The following is a 21,125-nucleotide window of genomic DNA, read 5'->3' on the forward strand; positions in this document are numbered from 1 at the left end:
CGATTCCTGCTGTGGGCGTTTCTTCTCTCGATCGCTTTCCACTTTACGATCCTGCCGCTGATCGCTTGGCTTTTGGGCGCGCGTTTCACGACAGGCGCGCAGCGGCTGCAGCCGATCGAGATGATCACGATGCGCAGCAGCGCGATCCGCTTGGAGCGCCGGCCGCAGCCGCAACGCCCCCAGATCCAGCCGCCGGCGCCGCAACCGCTTCCCAGGCCCGTGCCGAAGCCTCAACCACCGAAGCCTCAACAGCCGCAGCGTCAACCGCCGCCGCATCGCGAACTCGCGCGCATCAATCCGCGCGCCTCGATCACCGCTCCAAAGGCGGCGGCGCGGCACGCGCAGAGCTTCAGCGAGCAACTCGCCCAGCAACAGGTGCAGTACCAGCAGACGATCGCGCGATTACGGCGCGAGAACAATCCGGTCATCAGCGCCGCGCAGCCCGTTTCAACTCCGGCGGCGACAAAACGCTACGCGTACGATTTTTCGGGCAGCATCGGCTCGCCGAATATCGGAGAGGGCATTCTCTACCCGCTTCAGATGTGGCAAGTGGGCCCGTATGATTACTACTACGTCCGGTACTGGGTCGTGTATCCTGACGGCACCAGCGAAACCGGCGTCGTTCCGTGGCCGCTTCGCTATTTGCCGGCCCAAGATCCGTTCAAGTTGGGAATACGGTACTTTCCGCTGCCGGGTCCGATGCCCGATTATGTCTTGCCGGCCGGCACCAATCTCCATCCGTTGGTGGCCTACTGCTACGCGCATCGCTTTCAATATTGCCCGCCGGAGCACGGGTAGCTATTGAAAGTTGCGCGAGCGAATGCCGCCGACGGCTGCGTCTGCGTCAAAGGCCCAGACTTTGCGCGCCAGCACGTCGATACAGCCGCTCTCTTTTTGCAGCTTGCCCTCGACGATCACCGTCATCGATTGCCGGATGACGCGGCGGTACCGTTCGTAAACGTCCGGGCGCACGATGACGTTCACCAAGCCGGTTTCGTCCTCCAGCGTTAAAAAGACAAAGCCTTTGGCGGTGCCGGGCCGCTGGCGTGTGATGACGAGGCCACCGACTTTGCATATCGTGTTGTGCGGCATCCCGGCCAAACCTCCGGCGGTAACGACGTTTTGCCGGTCGAGTTCGGCGCGCATGTGCGCGATCGGCTGAACTTTGGGCGAGATACCGGTCGCCCACAGGTCGAACGCGGTTTCCTGACGCGCCGAGATCGCGGCGAAGCGCGCGGCCGGTTCGTCGATCTCCATCAGCCGTCCGAGTTCGCCGCGCGTTTCGCGTTCGTCCAATCCGCGTAAAGCCCACATCGCCTCGCGCCGCGATGCAAACCACGGCGCAAATGCGCCCGCGACGGCCAAGTTTTCAATTGCCTCCTTCTCCAGCTGCGTGCGCTGCGCAAAATCGCGTAGATCGGCAAAGGCGCCTTGCGCGATCGCCGCCTCCAGCCGCTCGCGCTGGGCTTCTCCCAAACCGCGAATCACGTGAAAGCCCAGCCGCAGCGCGCCTTCTTCATCCACAAAACTCCAAAACTCGCTGGAGTTGACCGTCACAGGTTTTACGGCAACACCGTGACGGCGCGCGTCGTTGACCAGTACTTCGGTCGAGTAAAATCCCATCGGCTGCACGTTGAGGATCGCCGCGGCAAAAACCGCCGGATAGTGACATTTGAGATACGCCGATTCGTACGCGAGCAATGCGAAACTGGCCGCATGCGATTCGGGGAAACCGTAGTCGGCGAAGCCTTCGAGCATGTGGAAGAGCTGCTCGGCGGCGGCACGATCGATGCCGTTCTCGACCATGCCTTCGACCATCTTCGGATAGAGTTCGAGCATACGTTCGTGCGAACGTTTGTGCCCCATGGCGCGGCGTAAGCGATCGGCTTCAGCCGGCGAAAAGCCCGCGGCCTCGATCGCCATGCGCATGCCTTGCTCCTGAAAAAGCGGCACGCCCAGCGTGCGTTCGAGCACGGGTTTGAGTTTGGGATGCGGATACGTCACGGGTTCCAGTCCCGACCGCCGCCGCAGAAACGGATGGATCATCTGCCCTTGAATCGGCCCCGGGCGAATGATCGCGACCTGCATGACGATGTCGTAAAAACAGGCCGGCTTCATGCGCGGCAGCATGGACTGTTGCGCGCGCGATTCGATTTGAAAGACGCCGATCGTGTCGGCGCGCTGCATCATGGCATACGTCGCCGGATCGTTTTGCGGGATCGTATGTAAGTGTAGATGCTCCCCTCGACAAGCTCGGGGTCCCTTCGTCAGGCTCAGGACAGGCTCTTCGAGAGGCTCAGGATGACAAAAAACGCGTCCGTGCAGAGCAAACGCCTCCCGTAAAAGCGAAAGCATGCCCAGGCCAAGCAGATCGATTTTGATCAGGCCGAGATCTTGCAGGTCGTCTTTGTCCCACTGCACGATCGTTCGATCGCGCATCGTCGCCCACTCGACCGGCGCCACCCGCACGAGGGGATCGCGCGTGATGACCATGCCGCCGGAGTGAATGCCCATGTGCCGCGGAAACCCGTCGATACGTTCGCACAATCCCAGGAGCCGTTCGCCGAATACATCGTCGAGCGGCCCGACCGCGCCGCCGAGCGATTCATTGGCGTCGTATTCGCGCGCCACGGTGTCGACTTGCGCGAGCGTCAGCCCCAATGCTTTACCGATGTCGCGAATGGCCGATCGCGTGTGATACGTCACGACCTCCGCCGCCATCGCCGCGTGCGTGCGCCCGTAGCGGTCGTACACGTATTGAATGACCTTCTCGCGATCTTGATGCGCGAAATCCACGTCGATGTCGGGAATCTCTTTCCGCCCTTCGGACATGAACCGTTCGAAAAGCAAGTCCATGCCGATCGGATCGACCGCCGTGATGCCGAGCGCGTAACAGACCGCGGAATTAGCTGCCGAACCGCGTCCCTGACAGAGCACGCCGAGCTCTCCCGCGGCACGCACGATGTCCCAGACGATCAAAAAGTAGCCGGCCAAATCGGCCTTGGCGATCATCCCGAGCTCGTATTCGAGTTGCCGTTCGACCGCCGAACTCAGCGGCGAGCCGTAACGTTCCGCCGCGCCGCGATAGACGAGCTCGCGCAAATAGCTCTGCCGCGTGTAGCCGTCCGGTACCGGAAAGATGGGAAACTGGCCGGTCAGGCGATCGAGCCGGAAGGCGCAGCGTTCGGCGATCGCCAGCGTGTTGGCAATCGCTTCCGGATATCCGGCGAAGATCTGCGCCATCATCCGCGCCGGCTTTACATGATACTCGGCGTTGGGACGCAGCAGCGCTGTTTCGCGCGCCTGCGCGAGCGTGGTTTTTTGTTTGATGCAAAAAAGCGCGTCGGCCAAACGTGCGCCCTCTTTGGTCGCGTAGAAGACGCCGTTCGTCGCCACGCACGGAATCTGCAGCTCGCGCGAGAGTGCGAGCGTCTCCCGGCAGAGCCGGGCGTCGGCGGCATGCAGATGATGCTGCAGCTCCAGATAGAGACGTCCGCCGAAGCGATCGCGCAACGAACGCGCTTTGGCAGCGGCAGCCGCACCGCCCGCCAGGACGGTGAGCCCATCCGTGCGGTTGTCAAAATCCTCGAACTCCAGCCGCGGCTCGCCTTTGCTTCCCCGCAGCTGCGCGAGCGAAATCAACTCGCAGAGATTGGCGTAGCCGGACTCACTTTCGACCAGCGCAACGATTCGCTGGCCATCGCCGAAGGTGAGCTCGCTGCCGATGATGCCGGGCAGTTTGCGTTCCGCAGCAGCTTTCGCAAACCGCACCGCGCCATAGAGTCCGTCCCGGTCGGTAAGTGCTAGAGCCTGCAGCCCAAGTGCGGCTGCCGTTTCGACGAGCTCTTCGGGATGCGATCCGCCTTCGAGAAACGTGAAGTTGCTATGCGCGTGCAGCTCGGCGTAGCCGAGCATCAGTCATACGCGCCTTGCAGATACCACTGCTCGCCTTGGCGGTAGATGCGGCACAGCGCGCCGTCTTCCAGCAGCACGTCGTACTCGTCGCGCACCACATGCGTTTCGTGCCAGCCGTCGTCCACGCGCCACGGCCCCGCGCAATTCATAACCGCGCGCGCATCCACGCTCGCCGGCACATTCCCGCGCACTTTTACCGCAACTTCGCGCACCGCCAGCATACGAAGTTGCGGTGCGGAGATAACCGAGGTCCCCTTCGACGATGCTTCGCATCGCTCAGGGCCGCTCGGCGAAGCCTCGCGGTCCTTCGATACCTCAGGATGACAATAAGTGTAACGTGATTCCAAAAGATGCGCCGGACGCACGCGCGCTTGGTGCGCCTGCACGTCGCCGGCTGCCAGCAGCCGCTCGAGCGCCACCGCGAGCGCTTGCGGATCCGGCTCGTTGCGCGCAAAGAGCGTCGCAAAGACGCCGCATTCTTCTAAGCGCATGGCTTGCAGGCGCAGGCCGGTTATGGGCGCATCGAACGTCTGCCCCTCCAACTTTGCACGCAGGATGTCGAGAATCGTACGCGGATCGGCCGTCGGCTGCGCGAAGCCGGCGTCCAATTCCCGCAAATCGCCGTTTTCGCATTCGAAGGTCGTTTTCAGCAGCGCGACGGCTTTGCCGGCGCGGTTCAAGTCGCTGCAGACGCGCTCGGCCAGCACGCGCAATGCAAAATAGACCTGCTCTTCTTGCACGGCGCTGCCCTCGCCGAAAACTGCGGCTTCGATCTGCAGCGTATACGGACGCGGCCGGAACGGCGCCGCGTCGATGCCGCGCGCATACTCGTGCCAGCGTGCGGCTTGAGAACCGAAACGGCGCACGAATGGCCCGTGCGGCAACCGCGCCAGCTCGCCCAGCGTACGAATGCCCAGCAGGTGCAGCCGTTCGAGCACCCGCGTCTCCAGCGCGAGCACTTCAAGCGGCAGCGGCGCCATCAGGTGCGCGGCTTCATCGGGCGCGCAGATACAGCCGTCGCGCACGTAGGTGGCCGCGCGCGCCACGAATTTATTTGGCCCGGCGGCGACGCGCACCGGCAGATCGAACGGCGCGAGCGTTTGACGTGCACGCGCGATCCAATCGCCGGGTGTGCCGCCGCAGCCGCGCATCTCCGCATAAGCGGTGCCTTCAGCCGCATCGTCGACCAGCGGTGAAAGCGCATCGAGCGCGTCGAGCATATCTTCCCACAGCGCATGCGAACGAACTGCATCGTGCACGAGGACGCGCGCGCCGCCGGCCGCTGCGCAGGCTTGCAACACGGTCTGACCCGTGCGCGCGCCGAGCGCGTGCGCGGCTTCGTCAACCTCGAGCACCCGTCCGCGATCCGCTTTGTCGGCCAGAATACACATGCCGCCCACATGCGGTTGCCGCGCGACGGCAAGTGCGAAATTCGCGACGTGAATGCAGAGCAGCATCAGGCGATCCGCAAGCGCGCGACGGCGCCGGGCGCACCGCGGCGATGTTTGAACACCTGCGTGCAAACTTCATAACCGGTGAGTTCGCGCAAAATACCGCTGCCTTCCGACCACAGCACGCGTTCGATCGCGCACCGCACGCGCGTGGAAGCAAAATATCCGAGCTCGGTGCCGGCTTGCGCTCCGAGCGCCAGCAAGAGCGTATCCGATTTTTGCGCGAGCGCACCAAGACGCGACCACACCGTGCCGCGCATGTTCACGGCGGGCAATGTCACCAGGGCAAAAGTGCGCGACCGCAGCAAGATGTCGGCGCAGCGCGCCGTTGTCAGCGGCGCCGCGGCGCAGACGAGCAGCAATCGTTCCAGGCGGACGCCCGCGCGCTGCAAATCGGGCGGATAGAGCGAGCCGTCGTGAATGGCGGCCGCAAACCCCGTGCGGGTGGCGGCCGCCAGCGCCCCGGCCAAAACCGAGGTCCGTCCGGAGCTCTGTGGACCCTCAAGCGTCGCGATGCTTCCCCGGACGAATCCGCCGGCCAGCGCCCGGTCCAGTTCGGCGAAGCCGCTCGAAAAAGCGCTCGGGTCGGCAGCCACGATCTGGCCCGCGGCGCGCACGTCCAGCCCGGCCTTCAGGCTCGCGAACGTTTCGGCGACGGCGGCGGCAGGAACCATGGGCTCTGATCCTAATCGAACATATGTTCGATTGTCAATGGGCCTTTTTCCGGGATTTAGGAGTTATACTTTTGCTATGAAGATGCGCTGGATTCCGGGATTTTTCGTCCTTGCTTTAGGCTGCCTCAGCGTGGCGACGGCGGCGCCTCCTCAAAGCCCGCCTCCCCCCATCGAAGCATTAACCTTGCAGGCATACACCCACGGCCCCGGCGCGATCGCCGGAACTGCAACCTTCTTTCGCAACGGCGGCGCCTTATGCGCGCCCGACATCCCGTACGTAGCGTGGTTTGTCAACGAGATCCAGCTTGGCAACCATCCGCGCTACAACGACCTGCTTCAGCCGTACACGCGGAACGCGCAAGTCGCGCTGGACGGTACGTTCACGTGCACGAATTTGTCGCCTGGAAAATATATCGTTTGGCTTGAAACAGCCACGCCGGCCGATCCGTTCCTAACGCCTTCATCGTCAACCGGCCAGCCGCCGCAAGTGTTTTCTTTGCCGCAGCACGTTGTCGTGGACGGCGGAACCGTTACCATCACATTCACCCAATTGTGAGGGTCATATGAAAATAACGCGATTGGTTTCGGGCGTATTTCTGGCTACTTTACTTTGCGTGACCGCGGCGAGCGCGGCGCAAACTCCGGCTCCGCCTGTAGACATGGCGGCGCTGCAAGCGTACGCACCCGGCACAGGTACGATCAGCGTAGGCTACGGCGAGGGTTCATCTTATAAGACGTCGGTTGACGTCACGTGCGCTCCGGATATCCCCTACGTTGCGTGGTATCTCAACCAACTTGCGAACTCGGCGCCGGTGACGTACGATCCGCGCCTGAAGCCGTACACGCGCACGGTTCACTCGGGCCCGTTCTTCGGTCACAATTCATTTCAATGCACCGGGCTGGCCGCCGGACGATATCTTGTCTGGCTCGATTATACGGTCACGCAAAACCCGAGCTTCTCCGCTCCGTCAAGCGCACAGAATATGAACGGTGCGCCGCCGGTCGTTGAAACAAACGGCGAGATCTCGCCACTCAGCGCGAGCCGGCAAATAGCCTACCAGAATATCGGATCGGCTCCGCAGGGAAGCGGCGGAACGTTTCGCTGGCGCAAAGCGCCGCAAGAGATCGTGGTTGGTCCGGGCGCGACCGTTCAAGTCGACTTTCAAAAACCCTAACGGAGGGTCATTATGAAAATAGCACGGTTGGTTTCCAGCGCATTCCTTGCTGCATTACTGTGCGCGACTGCTGCGAGCGCTGCACAAACTCCGCCGCCCATCGACATGGCTGCACTACAAGCCTACGCGCCGGGCACGAGTGCGATCTCAATACCGACTTGGGGTGCTACGGCGTTCTGCGCGCCGGACATTCCTTACGTTACCTGGTATGTCGGCAAACTGAACGACGACAATCCGCCCGCGTATGACCCGCGGATGCAGCCTTACACACACAAGGCCGCGTACGTGCCGGCCAAGCGCTTCGGTGTCTCCGGATTCGAGTGTACCGGATTGGCTCCCGGACGATACATCGTCTGGTTGGAAAACCCGCCTCCGTCCACGGATACGGGGGTCTCTGACGCTTTGTTCCGCATCGGTACGATCGGCCCTCAAACCAATATTCCGAATAACGTTACGCACGAGGATGGCCCAGCGGAGTACCAAGCGGCATTTCCGGGTTCGAACATTCCGTTTGAGACCCGCTACAAATACCGGCGTCTGCCGATCCCGCCCGCGCACGTCGTTTTAGGAAGCGGAACCTTCCAGGTCCACTTCTAGAACGATAGCCGGCGGCAGGGGGAACGCTTCGCTGTAGAGAGCTTCGCACTCGTGGAGCATTCCATTCCCACGTTGCGCGTGGGCATCGACGTCGGCGGGACGTTTACCGACTTAGTGGCGGTGGACGTCGCCACGGGCGAGCGTACATCGCTCAAAGTCTCCTCGACGCCGAGAGCGCCGGAACAGGGCGTCATCACTGCACTCCAGCTGCTGCTCGCAGGCTATCCTGAGCCGCCGAGTCTTGAGTATCTCGCGCATTCCACGACGATCGCCACCAACGCGCTGCTGGGACAGATTCACCTCGAATTGCCGCGTGTCGCGTTCTTAACGACGGAAGGTTTTCGCGACGTCATAGAAATCGGGCGGCAGAACCGCAGCGAAGTCTACAATCTCTTCGTCACACGACCGAAACCGCTGGTCGCGCGCCACGATCGTATTCCCGTTCACGAGCGGCTCGATTATCGCGGCGAGGTTCTCGTGCCGCTCGAACAAAGCGAAATCGATCGGGTAATTGAAACCCTTCGCATTCGCTCAGGGCCGCTCGCATCTGCTCGCGCCCCTTCGATACCTCAGGATGACAACCGGATACCTCAGGATGACACGGAGCGGCCCATTCAGTCGATTGCGATCGGGCTTCTTCACTCGTACGCAAACAGCGTGCACGAACGCATGCTCGGATCCGCGATCGCGGCCGCGCTGCCCGGCATACCGGTGACGCTGTCGAGCGAGATCGATCCGGAATACCGTGAGTACGAACGTTTCTCGACGGCGGTCGTAAACGCGGCGCTCATGCCGATCGTGCACGGCTACCTCGAACGGCTGGCGCAGGCTTTAAAAGAGCTCGGGATCTCAGCGCCGCTCTACGTCATGCAGAGCAACGGCGGCATCGCCGCAGCCGATCGCATCGCCAGGATGCCGGCCGCGATCATCGAGAGCGGCCCCGCCAGCGGCGTGATCGCGGCGGCCGAGCTCGCGCGCGGCGCGCAGATCGAACGCGTGCTTTCCTTTGACATGGGCGGCACGAGCGCCAAGGCGGGCACGATCGCCGGCGGCGTCGTGCACGTGGCGGCCGAATTCGAAGCTGCGGGATCGACACACAGCGGCCGCTCCGTCAAAGGCAGCGGTTATCCGGTCCGGTTTCCGTTTGTCGATCTGGCCGAAATCAGCGCGGGCGGCGGCACGATCGCGTGGATCGATGAAGCGCGCGCGCTGCGAGTCGGTCCGATCTCGGCGGGTGCGGATCCCGGCCCGGCCTGTTACGGCCGCAGTGATAACGCTACCGTTACCGACGCCAACGTCGTGCTCGGACGCTTGAATCAAACCGCACTCGTCGGCGGAACCTTTCCTATCGACGCGCAGCGGTCGCACGCCGCGATCGCGGCGCTCGCGGAGCAGATCGGCCTCTCAACTCCGGAAACAGCCGCTGGAATCGTGCGCATCGTCGACTCGCAAATGGCGCGCGTCTTGCGCATCGTGACGGTCGAGCGCGGACTCGACCCGCGCGAGTTTTCCTTGGTCGCTTTTGGCGGAAACGGTCCGCTGCACGCCTGCGCGTTGGCCGCCGAACTGGGAATATCGAGCATCATCATCCCTGAGAATCCCGGCGTCTTCTCGGCACACGGGCTGCTGGTAGCGCCGCTCCAGGCCGGCTACGTGCGGCCGCTGCTGCAACTCGCGGATCGCGTCGAACCGTGGGAGCTCGATGCACTTTTCGCCGAGCTCGAAAGCGAAGCGGGTCTCGCGCTTCGCGAGCAAGGCGCTCGTGACGGCGAGATTGCAATGCGGCGGCACTTTGACGCGAGATATCCGGGTCAGAGTTTCGAACTCTCGATTGCCGCGGGCGATAATGCGAGCGGCGCCTTTCACGACGAACACCGGCGGCGTTATGGCTACTCGGTCGAAACCGAGCCGGTCGAGCTGGTGAACGCGCGCGTGACTGCGACCAAGACGCTTCCGCGATTCCCCACAAGCGCCGCGCCGCCGGGTAATGGCCGCTCCGCGCCCGAGCAACGGCCGATGTGGGTGAACGGCGATTTTGTTTCCGTGCCCGTTTACTCGCGGAGTTCGCTTACCGGTGGCCGAGCTTTCGACGGTCCGGCAATCGTGGAGCAATATGATTCGTGCGTTTTTGTGGCGCCGGAATGGAATGCGCGCGTCCGCGGCACTACGCTGCACTTGGAGCGCCGCGGTGAATGACGGAGTCTTACGCCGGTGGGCTCACGGCGTCATCACCGCTTTGATACACGATATGGACGGCGAGTTGGCCGCGGTACGCCGTAAGCCGCGCTCGGCCAAGCGCGTTCACCGCGCGCGACGATCGATGGCTCGTCTCGAGGCGGCGCTGGCCGATTTGAGCACGATCACGGCTGACGCCTGCAAGCTGCAAGCCCGCGTGCACGCCCTGCGCCGGCGCGCGGGTAAAGTTCGTGACGCCGACGTCTTATGCAAGCGGCTCAACGATTTCGGCTTACCGGCGGCGACGCTGCGCAAGTCGTTGCGGCGCCGGCGCAAGCGCGGCAAGCAGAAGTTTTGCAAAATACTGCGCGAGCCGGCGGCGAGCTTTAAGCCTGAGGAACCGGTTGCCGGCACGGTACGCGCGGTACCGCTGGCAGACTCGATGAGCGTCGCTGAAGCCAACCGGACTATCGTGCGGATCCGTTTTGCCGAGCTGCTTGCAGCGTCTTCGGCGCTGCGCGGCGAGGACGGTACGGCGCTGCACGCCCTGCGGCTTACCGCCAAACGGCTGCGGTATGCGTTGCAGCGCTTGGGCGCCGAGCGGCTCCATCTGTCGGAAACGGATCGTGCGCTCGATACATTCGCCAAGACGCTAGGAGCGGCACACGACTCCAGCGTCCTAACCCGGCGTGCAATCGAGTGCAGCGCAACGCCCATCGCCGAGCTGAGCCGGCGCGAACGACGACAGCAGATAGACAGCGCACGCCGGATGTGGCAAGCAATGATGAAGGACGGTGGGCCGCTCGAAACGCTGAGCCGCTACGCCGGATTTGCCGCCGTATGAAAATCGATCCGATTACGGTTGAAGTCATCAAGAGCTCGCTGATTTACGCGAGCGAAGAGATGGGCATCGCCGTGCGCAACAGCGCCTACTCGCCCAACATCAAAGAACGGCTGGATCATTCCTGCGCGCTCTTTGACAGCCGCGCGCGCCTGATCGCGCAAGCCGAACACATTCCCGTGCATTTGGGTTCACTTCCCTGGGGACTGCGCCGCACGCTGGAAACGATCGAGCGCGAATACGGCTCGATGCGCGAAGGCGAGATGTGGGTCGTCAACGATCCGTATATCTCGGGTACGCATCTCAACGACGTCACCGTTATCCGGCCAATCTTCTCATCCGGCAAGCTCGCGGGCTATGCTGCCAATAAAGCCCATCACACCGACGTCGGCGGCATGGTGCCGGGTTCAATGTCGGCCGACGCGCGCGACCTTTTTGCCGAAGGGCTGGTTGTGCCGCCGCTGCGGCTGGTTGAAGACGAGCGCAACGTCGAGGCAACGATCGCACTCTTTCGCGCCAACTCGCGAACGCCCGAGGCGCGCAGCGGAGACTTACGCGCGCAGACGGCCGGAAACTATACCGGCGAGCGGCGCTTCATCGAACTGTGCGAGCGCTACGGCCGGGAAACCCTCGACGCCGCCATCGAGCAGATCCTCGAACAAAGTGAGGTGCGCATGCGCGCGGCGCTGCGTGGCCTCGGCGACGGAACGTTTCAAGTTGCAGATGTGCTCGAGGACCGTGACGGCAAACCCTCGATCCTCATCGCCTTACAGCTGACGCTGCAAAACGGAACGGCGCATTTCGATTACGCCGGAACGGCGCCACAGCTGCCGTTCCCGATGAACGCGGTGTTCGGCGTCACGCTCTCGGGCGTGTACTACGCGTTGCGCGCGGTCACCGATCCGACGATACCGATGAACGAAGGCTGCTTCCGCCCGGTAACTGTGGACGTGCCGCAAGGAACGCTGCTCAATCCCATCCGTCCGGCGCCGGTCGGCGGCGGAAACGTGGAGACGAGCACGCGCAACGCGGACGTCGTTTTAGCGGCGCTTTACCAAGCCGCGCCGGAACGCGTACCCGCGCAGAGCGGCGGCACGATGAGCAACGTGATGATCGGCGGCACACGCGAAGACGGCTCGACGTGGGCCTTCTATGAAACCAACGGCTGCGGCATGGGCGCGCGGCCCGGTTTGGACGGCATCGACGCAATCCAGTGCCACATGACCAACACGCTCAACACGCCGATCGAAGCCATCGAGCGAGATTATCCGCTGCGCGTTACGCGCTATGAAATCGCCGAAGAAACCGGCGGCGCCGGCCGCTTTCGCGGCGGCGACGGATTAATTCGCGCATTGCAGCTGACGGGCGGCCGCGCGCAAGTTTCGCTCTTGGCCGAACGCCACGCGGTTGCGCCGCGCGGCAGGCTCGGTGGATCGGACGGAAAGCCGGGACGTCACCGGCTCAAAGGTACCGATGGCGCGGAAAGCACTCTGCCGGCCAAGACGACCTTTGACTTTGCACCCGGAGAAACGCTGGAAGTGCAGACGCCCGGCGGCGGCGGACTAGGCGAGCAGCGCTAGGGAACGTGCGCGCCGCAGAGCGGTAGCGCTTTCACCACAAGATCGGCGGCTTGTCCTTCGCTGACTTGCAGTTGCGCCTGATACTGCGCGATGGCTTGGTCGAAGACGTCCAGCGGGTTGTGGCCAACGGAATTGCCCGTCTCGGCAAGACGCGGATCGGCCGTCTGGCCCGGCGTGTTTTGTACGCCGGCGTTCAGGATGCCCGAAGGCGGCGGCGTCGGCGCGATCTGTCGCGCGTTTTGCGCGCCGGCGGAACCCTGCACGTTCGTCATTTCGTGGCTGGCCGTAAGATTTTGGTATTCTTTGCCCGCGAGCTGCAGCTGTCCGAGTTGCTCGGTGTCGATGAATCCGCTCAACACGTCCAGCGCCGCCTTCTGCTGCGCCACGACCTGTTGGAGATTCGCGCGGATCTGCAAGAGTTGTCTGTCGGCGTCCGTCACCGCTACTTTTGGAAAGATGAACGGATCGTTCAGCAATTTCTCAATCGCCGCGGTGTTCTTTACCAGCGGCGTTATCGAGCGCTCGAGCCGTGAGATCTGCAAGTCTTTCGAGATACTGCCGGCCGCGACGGCTTTCGTATATCCGCGCAGCAGCGGACGGCTGTCGGCGATCGTCTTGTCGTTTTGCAAGACTTTGCCGATCGCCGGACCGATGTTCTGCCGCAAGCCTGTGCAGAGCGGCGAAACATGTATTTGAATGATTGTCTTGGGGGGCGTAGCAGCCGGTGCCGGAGTGGCCAGGGCCACCGTCATCGCGAGCGTCGTCCACATGCCCCCTTACTTACACGTTCGCGCCGTTACGTCCCCTTATCCGCGCCGAAGTAATGCACCATCTTGAAGATGAGTTGCGGCGACGTCTGGAATGCGCTCGCGTCTCCGTACACCAAGTAGATCTCGTTGTGCAGTAAGAGTTTGTGATAGGCGAACGACAAATTCCATCCGCTTGAAAACGATGGCGTTTGTCCGGCGTCGAGCACCGGCGAGAACCCGATGATCCGGCGGACGCCGACCGCAAACGACTCGTTCAAACCGCTTTGGTACGAGTAGCTCAAGCGTTCCAGCCACTGCGTGTACGTCGGCCCGTTATCGAGGTGCTGCTGCGTGTCGTTGGCCTGCAGCGTGATCGAGGCGCGATTTCCCACACGGATGACGCTGCTGCGTCCCCACGAGATGATCCGTCCCGGTCCGAATCTGCCGGAATCGTATTCGATGAAGGTCGGATATGCCGTCGTGCTGCGCCAGCCGAAGCCGCGCGAATTGATGGTAATCGGCGCAAAGACGCCGTTACCGAGCATCAGGTAGGACGAGCCCGTATTCGCCCAGAGTTCGATATAGTTTTTTGTCAGCAAGTCGAAGCCGAGATTGTTGTCGGTCTGATTGAGCGCGCCATTGGTTCCATGATACCGATCGATCGAGCCATAGACTTGAAACCACTTGAGCGGCGCCTTGCCGGTGTAGTTCCATTGATGCCAAAAGTTGACGTTATAGCCGGCGATTCCGGGGTGCGAGACTATTCCGTCAAACGGATTGTAGTACGTGCCGATTTTCCGGATGCTGAATCCCAGGAACAAGTTCGGGGGCTCGTAACCGACGCCGAAATCGTAGCGCTTGTTGTCATTGGTATCCAGAACGTTCGTGCCCTGGTCTTCGCCGTAGTTGTAATAGGCGAAGAGATCGGAGTGATTATTGTAGGTTATCCCTTCGGTCGTGGTGATGTCCCGGAAACCCGGCATGTTCACCGCCACGCGCTGCGTCGCGATCTGCACGCGCCGGTTGGGAGTTTTGTAATAGAACGACTGCGCGCTGTCGTTGCGGCCCACGCCGACCGCATCGAAACCGGCAAAGTTGAACCGTCCCTCTTTGCCTTCAATCGCGTACCCGTCGCGCGGCGTCGGAATGGCCGGCGTATAGAGTTCCTGGATTCCCGGGCATCCCGTGCAAGAGAATGGGTTGTAGAAATTCGCTCCCTGCGTAAAGAAAGGACGGACTTCGCTGAAGAACCGCCTGAACGCGGTCGGCGAAATACTCTGTTGATCTTTCTCGACGTTCGAGTAATCGGGATGCAGCGTCGCCACGAACGTCGTGCTCGAGTCGAGCGGAATCGACAGGTCCGCGCCCATGCGCGACGTGGTGCCGCCGATCGAACGCGAGGCCAATGAGCCCAACCCGTACAGTGCAATGCGACTCTTGGGGCGCGAGCTTCCGACTGTCGGAATCCCAGTCAACCGGCCGGCGAACGTGACGTCGTTGAAATTGGTATCGCTGGCGGTTCCGCGCCACACCAAAGCTTCACGCGTTGCCGGCGACAGGCGGATGAACTGCACGAGCCAGACTTTGCCGGCGCCGCGCATTCCGGCCAGCGGAATCTTCATCGTAACCGTGAACCCGGCCGCATTCATTTTACCGGCGGAGATCCAATTGGGTTCGTACGAGTTGTTTTCGGTTGAAAACTGATAATGCGTGCCGATCGGGGTCGAGGTGAACTTGTACATGAAGCCCTGGTCGCCGCCCGGCCACAAGTCCACTTGCACTTCGTCGTCCACGTCCATGCCGACGCCGTTCGTGTGTTCTTGCGCGCTGATCGGCGCCGACGTCTTCACGTCGAACGCGACGTAGAGAAAGCTGCCGTCCGTCAAAATGTACGCCGTCACCGGCTGCTTCGCCGGCTGGTGAAAGTTCACGTCATAGGCGAGGCTGGCAGTGGCCGCTTTCTGCCACAACGGGTCGCTCAGCGTTCCGTCCATGGCGGGCGCGGTCGTGACCGTGGGCACGGTCAGCAGATCCGCCGCGGGGGCGGGCTCTATCGCTCTTGCCGAGCCGATCGTTAACGCGGCCAGGACAGCCGCCAACATGAGGTGTCTCATCATTACGGTCCTTTCGCTCCGCCCAAGTTCGCATGGCCGATGTCACGTAGGGTGGCGGCGTCCAGTGGTTTGCAGATCTCTCGAACGCCCGAACGATCGCTCGGATCGCACAGCTGAGCGCCGCGAAGGTCGGCGCCGCGCAAGTCGGCGCCGCGAAAGTTCGTGCAGAACAGCTTGTCTAGAATCGTTACGGTTCCGTCGTCCCAGTTGGTCTCGTGCCCGCAGAGCTTTGCGCCGCTAAAATCGGTGTTGCTCAGGTTCGCATCGCTGAAATTGTCGGCCATAAGCGATGCGCCCCGAAGACTCGCACCGCTCAGATTGGAACCGGAGAAGTTGCTGCCGGCGGTGTTGATGTTGTCCAAGTTCTTGCCATGCAGATCCACGTTGCTGACGTTGCAGCCCGCGCACGTTGAAAGCAGCGCGCGCACCTGCGTATCGGCCAAGCCGTTCAAGAATGAACCCGACAGGTTGACACCCGCCAGTTTCACGCCGTCCAGCTTGGCGCCGTCGAGCTGCGCGTCGCGCAGGTCGCAGCCCGCTATTTTTGCATCGCGCAGATCGGCGCCGCGCAAGTCCGCGCCCCGGAAGCTCACACCGGCCAGCTTTGCGCCTGAGAAATTGGCATTTCGCAGGTTTGCGCCCGCCAAGTCTACGCCAACCCAGGCGACGTTCCGCAGGTCGCGGCCGTGCAAGTCGGCGTTGCGAAGGTCGCAACCGACGCACGAACGTGGTATTCCGAGCTGTGCGCTTGCAGCGCCCGGCGCGAATACGCTAGCTGCAGCCATAATCGCCGCCGCGAGCAACACTTGTGACAATCGTGTGGTCATGTCTCCTCCAAGAAGGCCGCAAGAAACCAGGCCTACCCCCGGCAGGCGTTGTCGGTCCCGAGTTGTGCGCCGCTACCGCATGATGTCGATTTTGCTTCCGACGATCTGCGTGTGGCTCAAGTCCACGTTGCGCAGATCGACTCCGCTAAAATCGCAACCGTTGAACGATGCCCCGTCGAGACGGGCGCCATCGAATCGTGCATGTCTGAAGTCCACGCCGTTAAAGGACGAATTCCGCATGTCGGCGCCCCGCAAGTCGGCGTATGCAAAATCGTCTCCCGTCACGGCTATGCCCCGCAAGTCTTGACCGCGCAGGTTGGCGTTCTTGAAATCGCAGCCTTCGCAGCCCGTCAGAATCGCGCGAGCTTGTGCCGGAGCCAAGTTCGCAACGCTAATGTCGCAGCCATTGATATGCGCACCGGTGAAAATCGCCCCCGTCAAGTCGGCCGATCGCATGTCGCAGCCTTGCAGGTTTGCATTCGAGAAGTTCACGTCGCGCAAATTCGCGTTTTTGAAGTCTACGCCGGTCAGGTTTGCGTACGAGAAGTTGGCGCCGTGCAGATCCGCATTCGAAAAGTCGGAGCCGACGAGCGCGACGTGCGAGAGATTGCGCCCGGCCCACTTCACGCTGCTGAAATCGCAGCCGGTGCAACTCCCGTTGTTATTGAGGCCGTCAAGCCGCTTCAAGCGGTTCACGTACCCTACCGGAACTTTGTATTTGTACGAGTAACCGGGAACGTTGACGTTCACCGCCGGCACCTGGACGTGGACGGCGGGAACGCGCACCGTTGTTGCCGGAACGTTGACGTCCACTGCCGGCACGTTCACATGCACTGCAGGCACGTTCACATGCACGTCAGGCACATTCACGTCGATGTCCTTGAATGAGTTGTCCACCCACACGCGCCGGCGCACGGTTCTCGTCTTGACGCTCGTCGTTGTCGTTGTTTTGGTACCCGGCGTCGTCTTCTGCTTTGGAACGGGCGTGGGCGCTTCGGCCACGATCGTGCGAACCGTGTCCTTGCCGGGAAGATAGACGACCTTCTCCTTGGTCGCGGGTTGCAGCTTCGCTTGGGCGGCAGCGGCCGTCCCGTGCGTCACGCGCGTTGCGGGCGACGGCGCGGTAGTTGAAGGCAGCGTGAAGGCGAACGACGGCGCCACGTTTTGAGCGATGAAGAACAATACGATGAGTGCCGCGGCCACCGCGCCGGCCGGTCCGAAGGAAACGCTTGTCCGGACGTTGCGTCCCGCGCGCAGCAAACGCTCCACGCGGATTGAAAGTCCGCGGCGCGTTACAAAGACGCCCGGCGCTGCCAGCGCACGATGCGGCCAGGCCGTCACTTCGGCCATGCGCGTCAAACACGTTGCATACGGGCGGACGTCGCCGGTTTCATGCAGCACCCAATCGTCGCACGCCACTTCGCGTTCGAGATCGAGCTGCTGCGCCATGAAGAGAATCGCCGGGTTGAAGAAAAAGATCGCTTGGATGACGCGCTGGAAACCGTTCGTCCAGTCGTCGGCCCGGCGCAAGTGCGCGAGCTCGTGCAGCGTGATCTGATCGATCTCTTTTTCGGAGAGCCGGTCCAACAGGTGCTTTGGAATCAGGACCATCGAATCGAAGAGTCCAACCGCCACCGGCACCTCGATGTGTCCGGAGACACAGAGACGCACGTCGCGGCCGCCTTTTTCAGCCCGCGTCCAACGCGCGAGGTGCTCGCGGTAGTCGAGGGAGAGCGGCAACGCGTCGCGCTTGAGCGCCTCGAGCCGGTACAGACTGACCGCCAACCGTATTAAAAGGAAGAGCGCGATGGCTACCCAGGCCGAGAAGATCGTGACGGCCACCGGAGCCGGCAGCGCGAAATGCGCGCGCGAGGGCAAGCGCAGCGCCGGCGGCGCGGCCGGTTGCGCAACGACACCGTTGGATTTTTGTGCGAGGGCGGTAACCTTATGCGCCGGCGTCTTTTGCAGATGCGGCGCAGTGACGGCCGAGCTTGCGGACTGCTGTTGCGCCGGCGCCCTTTGAAGGCTTATCTGCGGAAACGCGGTCGCCAAGGGCACGAGCAGCGAGGCGGCCAGCGCGATGCACCACGCCGCATACCGGGTGGTGGCATTGATGTTGGGGAGGTAATTCAAGAGCGCCCACGTTGCCAGCGCCAGCAGCGCACCCACCCACAGGCTGTTGAACAGCGTGGCGACGACAACCATTAACGCTTGCATTACCCGCGATCCTCGTACTGTTCGATGAGTGACTTGAGCCGCTGCAATTCCACCTCGGTCGGACGCTCGCTTTCGATCAGCCGCAGCGCCAGTTCCGCCGACTTATTTCCAAAGAAGCGGTTGAGCAGCAAGCCCACGGCAGACTGCGCGGCTTCTTCGCGGTCGACGAGCGGCGTATACAGGTACGCCCGCCCCTCTTCTTTATGGCTGACATAGCCTTTTTGTTCCAGGATACGCATGGTCGTGAGAACAGTATTGTACGCAATTGGCGGCGGAGGGAGCGCCTCGGTGACTTCGGCGACCGTCGCGTGGCGCTTGTCCCACAGAACCTCCATTAAGCGAAGTTCGGCCTCTGTGAGAGTGGGGGATTTCTTGCGAGCCACGTGTACCTCCGTAGTATTAATTCTTTAATAGACTATAAAGGGTCCGGAGCCGGTTGTCAACTATGGAATTAATATACAACCAAGGGTGGCGGGCCTCATTCTGTGAGAGGACGAATAGCGCCGATTCGTTACCCCATCCAAGGAGAGTTCATGCGGCGACCGTTCTTCCGTCCGGCCGGGGTAGTCCCGGCGGTCCTGACCCTGCTCGTTTTGAGCGCCTGCTCCAAAGGCGGCGTGATCGGCAGCGGTCCTTTGCCGACGTCCCCGCCGGTCGTGCCGCACGTCACGGGCGAGTTCACCGTTCCCACCGCGAACAGCCAGCCGAACGGCATCACGATCGGTTTTAACGGCTTCCTCTACTTCGCGGAAACCAACGGCAACAACATTACCAAGATGACCACGGGCGGCGCGTTTACCGAATACAGCGTGCCGACACATGGTGCGGCCCCCTTCGATGTAGTAGCGACGGGCGACGGAAGCATCTGGTTCACCGAAAGAAATGCGAGCCAAATCGGCACGCTCTTAACCGACACGACATTCGCCGAATACCCGCTGCCGACGGCCAACGCCGGACCTACCTATATTGCGCGCGGCCCGGATGGCGCGCTCTGGTTTAGCGAAACGACTGCGAACAAACTCGGCCGCATCGACCTGAACGGCAACATCAGCGAGTTTGCCGTTCCGACTGCAAATGCGGGACTCGCCGGTCTGGTCGGCTATAGCGACGGCGGCGTGTGGATCGTTGAAACAAACGCCTCGGCGATCGTGCGCTTCGATACGACGGCTTTGACCTTTGGTACGCCGCGCGTCACGCCCACCGCCAACGCGGGCCCCGTGCAAATCGTCGTCTGCCCCGACGGCCAAACGCTGTGCTTCACGGAGAACAACGTCGGAAAGCTCGGACAGATCACCCCCGCCGGCGTCATCACCGAGCATTCGCTCTCGCCGGCCACGTCGGCATTCGGCCTGGCGAACGGCGCGGATTTCAACTTGTACTTCACCGATCCGGCGCAGAACAAAGTCGGGCAGATCTCCGGCATCTCGTTCGGCACGTCTGAGTTCGCGATCCCGACCGCCAGCTCGCAGCCCACGTTCATGTCGCTCGGCGCGGACTCGGAGATGTATTTTACAGAATCCGCGGCCAACAAAGTCGCGCGGTTCGTTTACTTCTAGTCTTCAGGCTCCCGCAAAACCGCCAACAGCACTACGCCGTTCGGAGAGACTCCGATCAAAAAGCGGCGCGCTTCGACGTGAATGACGTGAAGCGCGGCTTGCTGCGTGAGCGGCGTCGATTCGATGATGGTGACGATCCGGTTCGCGACACTACCGCGTGAGCGCCGTCGAACGTAGGCGCGCGCACTCGCCTGCAATCCTACGAGCATCAGCGCCACCGCCGCCAGCGCAAGAACGTAGTGCAGGATGAATCCCATCGGCCTCCCCCATCACTAGGGAGCCCGAAAGCGCGCGACCTAGGCCATCACTTGCAGGCCGCGAGCCGCGGTTTCGCCACGAGGTTCCCGCGCATCGCCTGCAGATTGCGCATAAGTCGCGCGAACGTTTCAAAATCAAGCGCCTGTTCGGCATCCGACAGCGCCGTCGGCGGTTCGGGATGCACCTCGACGATCGCGCCGTCGAGCCCGGCGGCAGCCGCGGCCAAAACGAGCGGCTCGATGAGGCTGACGCGCCCCGTCGCGTGGCTCGGATCGGCGATCACCGGCAGGTGCGTGAGTTCTTTCAAGCGCAGCGCGCCGCCCAGATCGAAGAGATTGCGCGTCTGCGGATCGAAGCCGCGCACGCCGCGTTCGCAGAGGACGACGTTCGGATTACCCTCGAGCAAGATGTACTCAGCGGCATAAAGCACTTCATCGAGGGTCGCGAAAGGCGCGCGTTTGAGCAGAATCGGTTTGCCGGTGCGCGCCGCGGCTTGCAGCAGCGTAAAGTTCTGCATGTTCCGCGCGCCGATCTGAATCATGTCTACGTACCACTCCAGCACCAGCAGTTGCGCTTCCGCGAGCGCTTCCACCACGGCCGGCACGCCGGCCAGCTGGCACGCAGCGGAGATGAGCTTTACGCCTTCTTCGCCCAGACCCTGAAACGCGTACGGCGACGTGCGCGGCTTATAGGCCCCGCCGCGAACCATGGCCGCGCCGTGAGCGGTGACGAATTTTGCCGTCAGTTCGATCTGCGCGCGGCTCTCGATGGCGCATGGTCCCGCGATCATCGTGAAGCCGCCGTCGCCGAAACTGGCGGCGCCGACTCGGACGACCGTCGCGCCCGCTCCCTCTTTTTTCGCTAGTTTGTACACGTTCTTCCGCCTCTATAGAAAACAAAAAAGGCCGCCCGGTAAGGGCGGCCTTCGAAGTTTGATTCGATCTTCGTTACAGCGCGCTCAACTCACCGGCACATTCGTGCGGCGATACCACCAGT

Annotated in this window: 18 protein-coding genes; 8 read left to right on the top strand and 10 right to left on the bottom strand. The window is 62.3% G+C overall.

What is annotated here, in order from left to right; translation table 11 throughout:
* Positions 1-72: 72 nt before the first annotated feature.
* Positions 73-798: a hypothetical protein gene (locus VFO29_07495; protein HET9393343.1), complete on the top strand. Its 726-nt coding sequence runs from the start codon at positions 73-75 to the stop codon at positions 796-798.
* Here VFO29_07495 and VFO29_07500 read toward each other — a convergent pair whose 3' ends face one another.
* Genes VFO29_07500 through VFO29_07510 form a run of 3 tightly spaced genes read right to left on the bottom strand, consistent with a single transcriptional unit; the run spans position 799 to position 6,040 of the window.
* Positions 799-3,915: an error-prone DNA polymerase gene (locus VFO29_07500; GenBank protein ID HET9393344.1), complete on the bottom strand. Its 3,117-nt coding sequence runs from the start codon at positions 3,913-3,915 to the stop codon at positions 799-801. It abuts the gene before it with no gap.
* Positions 3,915-5,372 carry a DNA polymerase Y family protein gene (locus VFO29_07505; GenBank protein HET9393345.1) on the bottom strand — a complete coding sequence of 486 codons (1,458 nt, stop codon included), beginning with the start codon at positions 5,370-5,372 and terminating at the stop codon, positions 3,915-3,917. The genes VFO29_07500 and VFO29_07505 overlap by 1 nt, the downstream gene beginning before the upstream one ends.
* A complete protein-coding gene (locus VFO29_07510; GenBank protein ID HET9393346.1) occupies positions 5,372-6,040 on the bottom strand; it encodes a hypothetical protein in 669 nt (222 codons plus the stop codon). The genes VFO29_07505 and VFO29_07510 overlap by 1 nt, the downstream gene beginning before the upstream one ends.
* A 184-nt stretch (positions 6,041-6,224) precedes the next feature.
* On the opposite strand from VFO29_07510, the gene VFO29_07515 reads away from it, so the two are divergent.
* From VFO29_07515 to VFO29_07540, 6 genes are read left to right on the top strand one after another with little or no spacing between them, the layout of a single operon-like run.
* Positions 6,225-6,596: a hypothetical protein gene (locus tag VFO29_07515; protein HET9393347.1), complete on the top strand. Its 372-nt coding sequence runs from the start codon at positions 6,225-6,227 to the stop codon at positions 6,594-6,596.
* A 7-nt stretch (positions 6,597-6,603) separates the two neighbouring features.
* Positions 6,604-7,215: a hypothetical protein gene (locus VFO29_07520; GenBank protein HET9393348.1), complete on the top strand. Its 612-nt coding sequence runs from the start codon at positions 6,604-6,606 to the stop codon at positions 7,213-7,215.
* Positions 7,216-7,227: 12 nt separating this feature from the next.
* Positions 7,228-7,812, top strand: a complete 585-nt coding sequence (locus VFO29_07525) for a hypothetical protein (GenBank protein HET9393349.1) — start codon at positions 7,228-7,230, stop codon at positions 7,810-7,812.
* 51 nt (positions 7,813-7,863) lie between these two features.
* Entirely contained in the window at positions 7,864-10,008 is a 2,145-nt protein-coding gene (locus VFO29_07530; protein ID HET9393350.1) for a hydantoinase/oxoprolinase family protein, read from the top strand.
* Entirely contained in the window at positions 10,001-10,831 is an 831-nt protein-coding gene (locus VFO29_07535; protein HET9393351.1) for a CHAD domain-containing protein, read from the top strand. Before VFO29_07530 ends, VFO29_07535 begins: the two co-directional genes overlap by 8 nt.
* On the top strand, positions 10,828-12,408 hold the full coding sequence (locus VFO29_07540; GenBank protein HET9393352.1) for a hydantoinase B/oxoprolinase family protein: 1,581 nt from the start codon (positions 10,828-10,830) through the stop codon (positions 12,406-12,408). Before VFO29_07535 ends, VFO29_07540 begins: the two co-directional genes overlap by 4 nt.
* On the opposite strand, the gene VFO29_07545 is transcribed toward VFO29_07540, so the two are convergent.
* From VFO29_07545 to VFO29_07565, 5 genes are all read right to left on the bottom strand, one after another.
* Entirely contained in the window at positions 12,405-13,178 is a 774-nt protein-coding gene (locus tag VFO29_07545) for a hypothetical protein (GenBank protein ID HET9393353.1), read from the bottom strand. The genes VFO29_07540 and VFO29_07545 overlap by 4 nt on opposite strands.
* Before the next feature lie 26 nt (positions 13,179-13,204).
* Positions 13,205-15,274: a DUF5916 domain-containing protein gene (locus VFO29_07550; protein ID HET9393354.1), complete on the bottom strand. Its 2,070-nt coding sequence runs from the start codon at positions 15,272-15,274 to the stop codon at positions 13,205-13,207.
* Positions 15,274-16,098 (bottom strand): pentapeptide repeat-containing protein, encoded by an 825-nt coding sequence (locus tag VFO29_07555; protein HET9393355.1) that lies wholly within the window; start codon positions 16,096-16,098, stop codon positions 15,274-15,276. The genes VFO29_07550 and VFO29_07555 overlap by 1 nt, the downstream gene beginning before the upstream one ends.
* A 72-nt stretch (positions 16,099-16,170) precedes the next feature.
* Positions 16,171-18,315: a pentapeptide repeat-containing protein gene (locus tag VFO29_07560; GenBank protein ID HET9393356.1), complete on the bottom strand. Its 2,145-nt coding sequence runs from the start codon at positions 18,313-18,315 to the stop codon at positions 16,171-16,173.
* Complete coding sequence (locus tag VFO29_07565; protein HET9393357.1) at positions 18,315-18,698, bottom strand: BlaI/MecI/CopY family transcriptional regulator; 384 nt, start codon at positions 18,696-18,698, stop codon at positions 18,315-18,317. The genes VFO29_07560 and VFO29_07565 overlap by 1 nt, the downstream gene beginning before the upstream one ends.
* Positions 18,699-18,848: 150 nt before the next feature.
* Between VFO29_07565 and VFO29_07570 the strand changes: the two genes are divergently transcribed.
* Positions 18,849-19,871 (top strand): hypothetical protein, encoded by a 1,023-nt coding sequence (locus tag VFO29_07570; protein ID HET9393358.1) that lies wholly within the window; start codon positions 18,849-18,851, stop codon positions 19,869-19,871.
* On the opposite strand, the gene VFO29_07575 is transcribed toward VFO29_07570, so the two are convergent.
* Together VFO29_07575 and aroF are read right to left on the bottom strand one after the other, a co-directional pair.
* Positions 19,868-20,128 (bottom strand): flagellar biosynthetic protein FliO, encoded by a 261-nt coding sequence (locus tag VFO29_07575; protein ID HET9393359.1) that lies wholly within the window; start codon positions 20,126-20,128, stop codon positions 19,868-19,870. The two genes, VFO29_07570 and VFO29_07575, sit on opposite strands and share 4 nt — an antisense overlap.
* A 47-nt stretch (positions 20,129-20,175) precedes the next feature.
* On the bottom strand, positions 20,176-21,003 hold the full coding sequence (aroF, locus tag VFO29_07580; protein HET9393360.1) for a 3-deoxy-7-phosphoheptulonate synthase: 828 nt from the start codon (positions 21,001-21,003) through the stop codon (positions 20,176-20,178).
* Between the last annotated feature and the right edge of the window lie 122 nt (positions 21,004-21,125).

Source organism: Candidatus Rubrimentiphilum sp., from assembly GCA_035710515.1.
Lineage (GTDB): Bacteria > Vulcanimicrobiota > Vulcanimicrobiia > Vulcanimicrobiales > Vulcanimicrobiaceae > Rubrimentiphilum.

Coding starts and splice junctions, on each gene's coding strand:
- VFO29_07500 (HET9393344.1), bottom strand. CDS start 3,915: ATGCTCGGCTACGCCGAGCTGCACGCGCATAGCAACTTCACGTTTCTC.
- VFO29_07505 (HET9393345.1), bottom strand. CDS start 5,372: ATGCTGCTCTGCATTCACGTCGCGAATTTCGCACTTGCCGTCGCGCGG.
- VFO29_07510 (HET9393346.1), bottom strand. CDS start 6,040: ATGGTTCCTGCCGCCGCCGTCGCCGAAACGTTCGCGAGCCTGAAGGCC.
- VFO29_07520 (HET9393348.1), top strand. CDS start 6,604: ATGAAAATAACGCGATTGGTTTCGGGCGTATTTCTGGCTACTTTACTT.
- VFO29_07525 (HET9393349.1), top strand. CDS start 7,228: ATGAAAATAGCACGGTTGGTTTCCAGCGCATTCCTTGCTGCATTACTG.
- VFO29_07540 (HET9393352.1), top strand. CDS start 10,828: ATGAAAATCGATCCGATTACGGTTGAAGTCATCAAGAGCTCGCTGATT.
- VFO29_07545 (HET9393353.1), bottom strand. CDS start 13,178: ATGTGGACGACGCTCGCGATGACGGTGGCCCTGGCCACTCCGGCACCG.
- VFO29_07550 (HET9393354.1), bottom strand. CDS start 15,274: ATGATGAGACACCTCATGTTGGCGGCTGTCCTGGCCGCGTTAACGATC.
- VFO29_07555 (HET9393355.1), bottom strand. CDS start 16,098: ATGACCACACGATTGTCACAAGTGTTGCTCGCGGCGGCGATTATGGCT.
- VFO29_07560 (HET9393356.1), bottom strand. CDS start 18,315: ATGCAAGCGTTAATGGTTGTCGTCGCCACGCTGTTCAACAGCCTGTGG.
- VFO29_07570 (HET9393358.1), top strand. CDS start 18,849: ATGCGGCGACCGTTCTTCCGTCCGGCCGGGGTAGTCCCGGCGGTCCTG.
- VFO29_07575 (HET9393359.1), bottom strand. CDS start 20,128: ATGGGATTCATCCTGCACTACGTTCTTGCGCTGGCGGCGGTGGCGCTG.